The 8612-nt window shown below is 42.6% G+C and carries 8 protein-coding genes; 6 read left to right on the top strand and 2 right to left on the bottom strand.

Annotated features, from left to right (window positions below; translation table 11 throughout):
* From WS34_RS13480 to WS34_RS13460, 5 genes are all read left to right on the top strand, one after another.
* On the top strand, positions 1 to 1429 hold a 1429-nt coding region (locus WS34_RS13480), incomplete at its 5' end, for a methylmalonyl-CoA mutase family protein (RefSeq protein ID WP_046405426.1).
* Positions 1430 to 1620: 191 nt separating this feature from the next.
* Complete coding sequence (locus WS34_RS13475; protein ID WP_286693793.1) at positions 1621 to 3510, top strand: DUF4139 domain-containing protein; 1890 nt, start codon at positions 1621 to 1623, stop codon at positions 3508 to 3510.
* A gap of 8 nt (positions 3511 to 3518) precedes the next feature.
* Positions 3519 to 3719 carry a hypothetical protein gene (locus WS34_RS13470; RefSeq protein ID WP_046405423.1) on the top strand — a complete coding sequence of 67 codons (201 nt, stop codon included), beginning with the start codon at positions 3519 to 3521 and terminating at the stop codon, positions 3717 to 3719.
* A 557-nt stretch (positions 3720 to 4276) separates the two neighbouring features.
* Positions 4277 to 4669 (top strand): hypothetical protein, encoded by a 393-nt coding sequence (locus WS34_RS13465; RefSeq protein WP_046405419.1) that lies wholly within the window; start codon positions 4277 to 4279, stop codon positions 4667 to 4669.
* A 153-nt stretch (positions 4670 to 4822) separates the two neighbouring features.
* Entirely contained in the window at positions 4823 to 5737 is a 915-nt protein-coding gene (locus WS34_RS13460) for a glutaminase (RefSeq protein ID WP_022161465.1), read from the top strand.
* A 76-nt stretch (positions 5738 to 5813) separates the two neighbouring features.
* On the opposite strand, the gene WS34_RS13455 is transcribed toward WS34_RS13460, so the two are convergent.
* Together WS34_RS13455 and WS34_RS13450 are read right to left on the bottom strand one after the other, a co-directional pair.
* Entirely contained in the window at positions 5814 to 7352 is a 1539-nt protein-coding gene (locus tag WS34_RS13455) for a PCMD domain-containing protein (RefSeq protein ID WP_046405417.1), read from the bottom strand.
* Between the two features lie 23 nt (positions 7353 to 7375).
* Positions 7376 to 7891 carry a hypothetical protein gene (locus WS34_RS13450; RefSeq protein WP_286693792.1) on the bottom strand — a complete coding sequence of 172 codons (516 nt, stop codon included), beginning with the start codon at positions 7889 to 7891 and terminating at the stop codon, positions 7376 to 7378.
* Positions 7892 to 8241: 350 nt separating this feature from the next.
* Here WS34_RS13450 and WS34_RS13445 point away from each other — a divergent pair.
* On the top strand, positions 8242 to 8612 hold a 371-nt coding region (locus tag WS34_RS13445), incomplete at its 3' end, for a calycin-like domain-containing protein (RefSeq protein WP_046405412.1).

Here is an 8612-nt window from a genome sequence, read left to right as displayed (position 1 = left end):
CGGAGCGACAGCCGATATAGAGCTGGCTTATACGCTGGCCGACGGTCTTGAATATTTGCGTGCCGGAATCAACGCCGGTATGGATATTGACGCATTCGCTCCGCGGTTGTCTTTCTTCTGGGCTATCGGCATGAATTTCTTTATGGAGATCGCCAAGATGCGTGCCGCACGTATGTTGTGGGCTAAGATCGTAAAACAGTTCAACCCCAAGAATCCGAAATCTCTCGCTTTGCGTACTCACTCGCAAACGTCGGGTTGGTCACTGACCGAACAAGATCCGTTCAATAATGTGGGTCGTACCTGTATCGAGGCTATGGGGGCTGCTCTGGGACATACACAGTCATTGCATACCAATGCTTTGGATGAGGCTATTGCATTGCCGACCGACTTTTCTGCCCGTATTGCCCGTAATACTCAGATTTATATCCAGGAAGAATCTACCATTTGTAAGGCTGTCGACCCATGGGCCGGTTCTTACTATGTAGAAAACCTGACCAACGAATTGGTACACAAAGCCTGGGCACATATCCAGGAAATTGAAAAACTGGGTGGTATGGCTGCTGCTATCGAATCGGGTATTCCGAAACTCCGTATCGAAGAAGCTGCTGCCCGTACACAGGCTCGTATCGATAGTGGCGAACAGACTATCGTGGGTGTAAATAAATATCGTCTGGAAAAAGAAGATCCGATCGATATCCTCGAGATCGATAATACCAGCGTACGTGAAGCTCAGATCGCCCGTCTGAAAAAACTGAAAGCCGAACGTAATCAGGCTGAAGTAGACGCTGCTCTGGACGCTATCACCAAATGTGTCGAAACCGGCGAAGGTAATTTGCTGGAATTGGCTGTAGATGCTGCTAAGAAACGCGCTTCTCTGGGAGAAATCTCCTATGCATGTGAAAAAGTTGTCGGACGTTATAAAGCTGTTATCAGAACCGTGAGTGGAGTATATTCAAGTGTTGCCGGCGAAGATGCCGACTTCGAGAAAGCAAAGGCAATGACCGATGAGTTTGCCGAACTGACCGGACGTCGTCCACGTATCATGATCGCTAAAATGGGCCAGGACGGTCACGACCGGGGAGCCAAAGTGGTTGCCACCGGTTATGCCGATATGGGCTTCGATGTCGATATGGGACCTTTGTTCCAGACACCGGAAGAAACGGCTAAACAAGCTGTTGAAAACGATGTGCATGTCGTTGGTGTTTCTTCTCTGGCTGCCGGACACAAAACGCTGGTACCAGCTGTTATCGCCGAATTGAAAAAATTAGGCCGGGAAGACATCCTCGTATATGTGGGTGGTGTAATTCCTCACCAGGATTATCAATTCCTGTTCGATGCCGGTGCAATTGCCGTATTCGGACCCGGTACGAAAGTATCGAAGAGCGCTATCCAGGTCATGGAAATTTTGCTTCAACTGGCCAGAAAGTAAAAATATTATCCGATGATAAAGAAACGGCTGCCGGGGTTCCGGCGGCCGTTTTGTATTATCATGGTTCCTGTTGTTTTCGGTTCGGTAAAATCAATCAAACCAGTTTGTTGTTTTTGCTCTCACCTTTCACTATATTTGTATACTGAAACAAAGGTCAGAGGAATTATAGATACCTTATTTTAATTGGGATTATGAAAAAGTTCAGGAATTATGTAGGGCTGGTTCTTTGTCTGTGTATAGTGACCACGGTGTCGACGGCTCAGCGCAAAGTGGAAACGGTGGCAGAGAAAGTCATGCTGTTTATCGACGGAGCACAGGTAACCCGTACTAAACGGGTGGACATCCCGGCTGGCAATTCGGCTTTACTGTTTACCGGTCTTTCACCTTATCTCGATGCCCGGAGTATGCAGGTGAGTGCGAAGGGAAAACTGACGATCACGAATGTGAATCTGCAATATAATTTCCTGGACAGTGTGGCGGTAGGGCGTAAGCAGGAGCAGTTGCAGCAGACTTTGAAAAAAATAGAAAAACAACAGGAAGAACGGAAAGCGGCTCTTGCTGTCGTGAAGGCGGGGCAGGAGGTATTGAAAAACAATTGTACGATAGGTGGTAAAAGCAATGCGTTGACTATGGCGACTGTCCGGGAAGCGACCGCTTATTTCACCGAACGGATGAAAGCGCTCACTGCCGAAGAATTGACTATTGGCGGGCAGCTGGAAGAACTGTCCGGGCGGCATCGGCAGGTGTCCCGGGAATTGGCCCAGGTGAAAGGGAAGGATTTGAAACGTACCGGGGAAATCCTGGTGGGTATTCATGCTCCGGCTGCCTGTACCGTAACCTTCACCTTGAGCTATTATGTTAAAAATGCCGGTTGGTTTCCTTCCTACGACATTCGTTCGGAGAGTCTGACCGAACCACTTTCCATTACTTATAAAGCGAATATCTTTCAACATACGGGCGAAGCATGGAAAAATGTCGCTTTGTCGCTCTCTTCCTCCAGTCCCTCAACGGGGAATGTGGCTCCCCGGCTGTTGCCTTATCGGCTGAATTATGGATGGGCGGCACCGGTCTATCGCGATGAAATGAATGGAAATAACGTATCGGGTATTGTTTCGGATGCCATTACCCATGAACCCTTGATCGGAGCTACGGTTAAAATTCCGGGTACTACTATCGGTTGCGCTACGGATGTCGACGGCCGTTATTCGTTGACGATGCCCGAGGGACAACACCGGTTGGAATTTGCGTATATCGGCTATACTTCGCGGACGGTTGATGTGCGTAGCAATACGTTGCATGTTGTCTTGGATCCTGATACGCAAAGTTTGGAGGAAGTGGTGGTTGCCGGTCATGGCTCTCCCCGGAAAGTCCGGAAAAACACTCTGGCTCTTAGGGCTACCGCGCCTGTGGAAGAGGTAGTTGCCGAAGAGGAGGCGGGGAGCATACCGATTGAAGTAGAACAAACCCGGCAACCGACAGGTTATGAGTTCGGGATTAAGATGCCCTATACGGTTTTATCGGACAATAAGCCTATTGTGGCAGAGATAGGCCGCTATGAACTGCCGGTCTCTTATGTCTACCGGTGTACTCCGAAAATCGATAAAGATGCCTTTTTGATGGCACAGGTTACCGATTGGAGCAAGCTTAACCTGTTGGAGGGAGAAGCCAACATTTATTTCGAAGGCACGTTCATCGGTAAATCGGTGCTCGATGTGAATACGGCCGGGGATACGCTTTCGTTTTCTCTCGGACGCGACCGGCAGATTGCCGTACAGCGCACGAAAGAGCATGAATATACCTCGCGGAAACTGATGGGAGCTATGCAGACACAGACGATAGGTTGGAAAATATCCGTTCGGAATAATCGTCCGCAGGCGGTTGATCTGACTCTTTACGATCAGTTTCCCGTCTCCGCCAACAGCAGCATTACCGTGACTGCCGAAGAGGTGAGCGGTGGCAAAGTGGACGGCGATACCGGTATCGTTACCTGGCCGTTGACCTTGCAACCCGGCGAACAGCGCGATCTTATCCTGCGTTATAAGGTGAAATATCCGAAAGACAGACGGTTGGAGGTAGAATAAACGGACCGATGGCAGAAGAACAGGAAAAAAATATTATCCGTTTATTGGCGAAAGGCGACGAAGAAGCGATGGGCATTTTATTCCGTAGTTATCATCGGCTTTTTTGGAAGCCTGTCTTTTCTGACTATTCGGCTTGTCGGGTCGGCCACTATTCATGCCACCTATTGCAGGTGATTTGCAGGTCTGGAACCTCTCAGGATAGGGATTAACCCTTATTCATCTCCGATTCACCTCCTATACAACAACGTCGGGAATAAGGAGTGAATAGGCTATGAATAGGAGATGTAACGTTTGTATTGCCTGTCTTCACCCTGTTTGGTAAATTTTCTTCTGTTTTTTGTCACCTATTTGGGATGTTTTAGAATATAAATAGAAGTGTTTATATATGTTACCCTGACTGTACGTTTATAAGTGTAAATATGTATATAACTGCCCAAAACAATAGATTAGATTTTATTAAATCTACAGGAAAAAGTGGTTATCCGGAAAGGTGACCGCTTTTTTGTCGGTATCCCGGTGACAATTGTTTTTGGGTGTGGAGATTTTACCCAAATCTGTAGAACGAATAGGGGGATTTTCCATATAATAAATGTAAATAGAGTATAACTATTCTGTTTTATGATTTTTAAGTAATTGATTAATAATGATTTGTTTTACGCTCCCTTTTGCTGCGAAATTTTCGGCATAAGTTTTTCATATTGTTTTACGAACGCAGTTAGAAATAAGAGTTCGACAACATAATTATTAACAATTAAATTTGAATGTCATGAAAAATTTAGTAAAAAGCGCATTTGTAGCATTGGTTGTATGTGTATTTGCTATTCCGGCATCTGCTGAAAGTCTGATGATCGCTCCCGTAAATGTACAGGATACTGTGGTGAAAAAGGATACCGTGGTGAAAGAAGAAGCTCCGATGCTATTGGCTCAGGAAAAAGTGACTTATACGAAAATAGAGGTAGCTGAAGTACCTGAAAAAGTGGTTGCTGCAGTAACGGCAAAATATGAAGGTTATACGACCAAAGAGGCAGCAAAAGGTTCTGATAACAGTTATAAACTGATTATAGAAAAAGGAGATTCCACATTGACCGTTTATTTCAATGAGGCCGGTGAATTTCTGAAAGAAGAAGCTCCTCAAAAAGAAGGTACTGCCTTGGTTTAGTCCTATCCGAATAGGCTCGATAAGCAAAGAATTGTCCTGAAAGGTTCTACCTCGAACTTTCAGGACAATTTTTTATATGAAGAATCATTTTTTTACTTATGAAAACGTTTTAAACGTTTTTTGGTGTATCTTTGTGCGCCTAAAAAAATACTTATGGATTACGGGATTGTCATTGAAAAAATACACCAGGAATTGAAAGCCTATTGGGGAAAAGGAAAGGTGGCGGATTATATACCGGCTTTAGCGGAAGTAGAGCCGAAACGATATGGAATAGCTATCGAGACATTGGACGGACACTCTTTTCAGGTAGGAGATGCGGATATTCGTTTTTCTATTCAGAGTATCTCTAAAGTATTCGCATTAGCCATGGTAACCCGCCATTTGGGTGATCGTATCTGGAAGTTCGTCGGACGTGAGCCTTCGGGGAACCCTTTTAATTCGCTTGTACAGTTGGAATATGAACATGGTATTCCGCGTAATCCTTTTATCAATGCCGGGGCTCTGGTGGTCACCGATCGTCTGATGAGTCTTTATGAACAGCCTAAAGATGCTATTCTCCAGTTTGTCAGAAGTATATGTGGCAATGACGATATCTACTATGATAAACACATTGCCCGCTCGGAACGTGAACATGCGGACCGGAACATGGCTTTGGGCTATCTGATGAAAAGCTTCGGCAATATGGAAAATGATGTGGAAGATGTGGTGGATGTATACTGCCATCAATGCGCCATTGCTATGAGTTGCAAGGAGCTGACCAGAGCTTTTTTATTTTTAGCAAACCATGGAGTGAATCCTTTTAATCAGGAAAAAATTCTGACGGTCAGTCAATCCAAACGTCTGGGGGCCTTAATGTTGACTTGTGGTTTCTACGACGAATCGGGAGATTTTGCTTTTCGGGCAGGACTACCTGGGAAAAGTGGAGTCGGGGGAGGAGTGGCTGCCTATATTCCGGGTAATTTAGCCATTACGGTGTGGAGTCCCGAATTGAACCGGCATGGAAATTCACTTATCGGTATGGAAACTTTGGAGCGGTTTACGACGGATATTAATAATTCTATTTTTTAATACCGGGGGGCTTGACTGAAAGAAATACGAATCCCCAAAAGTTTTACAATAAACTTTTGGGGATAATATCATTAAATTATTCGTTGATAATTTCAACTTCGTCGACGATCAACTCGCTTCCTCCTGCTCCGCAGAACTTGTCTCCATCTTTACTCGAGGAGAAAATAACCGCAAAACGATATTTTTTGGCAGGATTATACTGCTGTTTATAGTCCAGGGTTAAATCAAATTCCTTGAAACTATCTTGCTGGCCGGTGATCAGCTGAGCAATAGCGACTATTTTATCTGAATTGAAAATGGTTTCACCATTGAGGAATTCTGTGTAATTATCTACTTCGTATAAAACAGCACTCAAAGCGCCTTGGTCGGTTTTTTCCGGGTCTAATTCGGCTTTGTTGGAATTATTTTTCGGGTCTTTACAATAATAGTACTTTTCTCCGGGTTTGTATTTATAATATCCTTTAACCCGGATCGGTTTCTGAAAATAAGGAATACCGAATTGGGTACTATTCAACGTATTTTTGGTATCGACCTCAAAGTCACCTAAGAATAAAGAACCGGAAGTAATTACCGGAATAGGGGGAAAACCAAGTATACTTTCTTTACCTGTTGTATAGGCAGTCGAGATCTTGGCTGCTTTCCCGCTTTGGCCTTCTGTTACCGGGGCAACAATCGCTCCGCCATCGTATAATCCGGGGAATATCTTGATTAAAGATATCCCTTTATTTGAAGTGGCCCATTGGCCTTCCGGTTTATAAAAATCATTGCCTTCGGAAACCCAATTTTCAAACGTTGCTTTGGGAACAGATTGACCTATTTTAAATCTTGCCCGATATTGACGGGTTTTCTGATAATTTTCCGATACGACATTGAAATAGACAAATTCCGTATTGTCTCCTTGATCGATGGCTTTCGAAAAATCGACTACTTCTCCCGAAACAGGTTTCACGATAGCGCCTTTAGAGAGTTCGATAATAGGAGTCAATTGTAGTTTTGAAAGGTCGGCATCCGGTTTGACGTAGAATACGATTTCATATTTATAATTTTCGTATTTGATTTCCGGCTGGGACAAGACCATATCGTTATCGAAGATCATCTTCAGGATTTCCGGCTGATCGTTCATCGTTTGCCGGCCTTTGAAATTCAGGTCGACGGTCAGATCGGTATTTTGGAGTTTCAACTGGAACTGGATGGCTCCTCCTCCGATACTTCCGTTTCCATTGGCGGTCATTTCTCCTAACTTACTTAAAGTAACCTTTTTATTGGTAATTTTGAAATAGATATTATGATCTGCTGCTTTGGTGAAGTTACTGTCTACAGGGATAGAATCGATTTCAATAGAACCGATCGTATTTTTGCCAATCTTGTAATTGATATTACTGGTTTTTAATTTGACATAATCTTTACCTTGTGGGAAAAAGTTAATGGTTTGATCGGAGGTATCTTTGGCAGATTCATAAGTTAAAAATAAGTCAGCATTGTATAGCCCTTCGATTTCTTTAGCCAGATTGACCTCTGGAGGAGTCGGGGTCGGAGTGTCGTTATCATCGTCGTCACTACAAGCTGTGAAAAACCCCAACGAACAAATCAGGGTGAATAAAAATAATTTTTTCATACAATTTAATTTACTGTTTGTGTTTATTTCTTCAGATTAGGAAAATAAACGGTTAAAGTCTTCGATAAGTTGTTCCCGGCACTGTCTTTAACAGTTAATATGAATTTATGAGGTCCCGGATTTTCGAATCCTCCTAATAACGGCATGAACTGAGAGACATCGAAAGTAGTTTCAGTACTGCCTTTTATTTTTTTATCTTTCGATAGCAAACCAAATCCGATCAAGGTTTGGGCTAGTTCCTCGGAAGCCGGATTGGCCAAATCGAATTCTTTCGGTAGGTTTACTGCATTTAGAACATCTTCTGTCAATACCGGCGATTCTATTTTAACGATCAGATTTTCGATTCCTTTCTCTGTTGCAATATTTACTATAACTTCTGCTGTATTGTCTTTGCTTGTTACATTGAAAGTCTGATCGATGTTGAATCCTTGCCCTTCGATTGTGACGGGGTCGTTGTCGTCATCGTCATCGTCGCTACAAGCTACAAAATTCAGCGTTAAAAACGCCATTAAGAGAAATACTAAATTCTTTTTCATCATCTGTTTTTATTAATATTATTTTCTGATAATTAGAGAAGAAGATAAACGGACGTTTTAATCGTCGTTTATTTTTCCCTTTTTTTACATGAGTATAGTTAATAGCAAAAATCGTGCAAAATTAATAAAATATGTGTGTTAAATAATAAAATTAACATTTCAAATACGTAAATGGTTAATATTCAAATTACATCAATTTCAGAGATAGAATTACAAATTATTTGATTTTATCACTAGCTTTCGTATCAGTGTATCTAGTCACTTTTTTCTTTCAGTTCATTTTTTACAAATTTAAACGTCCGTATTTATTAGTCGTTAGCTTCGGAATATTAAAAAAAAATGAAAAATTGATTATGAAAAAACTGATTTTATTTTTGTTTGTAGCGTTGTTTTCGCTAGGTTTTGTTGCTTGCAAGGATGACGATAATTCGCTTCCGATAGAGGAAAAGATTGCAGGGTCTTACAAGGGAACCTTGGATATTATGATGTATAGTGACGGTACATCTGACGGTGTAGAAATTGCAAAGAATTTTCCTCAGAAGGTATACCTTTATAAGGTAAATGATGAAACCATAAAGATGGAGTTGAAGAATCTGAGTGTTATTGGCTTGGATTTTGGTACCATTGCAATTGACGAAGCTGTGGTTATTGAAAACGGGGATTCGTATTCTTTTACCGGAGAACAAGAACTGGATTTAACCGATAAAAACTTAGGAAAATGTAA

Origin of the sequence: Odoribacter sp. N15.MGS-14, assembly GCF_000980245.1 — a bacterium.
GTDB lineage: Bacteria > Bacteroidota > Bacteroidia > Bacteroidales > Marinifilaceae > Odoribacter > Odoribacter splanchnicus.
Note: the sequence above shows the minus strand (reverse complement) of the source record. Positions and strands in the feature narration are given on the sequence as shown.

Excerpts from the sequence above, each read along its gene's own strand:
- WS34_RS13475 (WP_286693793.1), top strand. The coding sequence starts at position 1,621 with ATGAAAAAGTTCAGGAATTATGTAGGGCTGGTTCTTTGTCTGTGTATA.
- WS34_RS13470 (WP_046405423.1), top strand. The coding sequence starts at position 3,519 with ATGGCAGAAGAACAGGAAAAAAATATTATCCGTTTATTGGCGAAAGGC.
- WS34_RS13465 (WP_046405419.1), top strand. The coding sequence starts at position 4,277 with ATGAAAAATTTAGTAAAAAGCGCATTTGTAGCATTGGTTGTATGTGTA.
- WS34_RS13460 (WP_022161465.1), top strand. The coding sequence starts at position 4,823 with ATGGATTACGGGATTGTCATTGAAAAAATACACCAGGAATTGAAAGCC.
- WS34_RS13455 (WP_046405417.1), bottom strand. The coding sequence starts at position 7,352 with ATGAAAAAATTATTTTTATTCACCCTGATTTGTTCGTTGGGGTTTTTC.
- WS34_RS13450 (WP_286693792.1), bottom strand. The coding sequence starts at position 7,891 with ATGATGAAAAAGAATTTAGTATTTCTCTTAATGGCGTTTTTAACGCTG.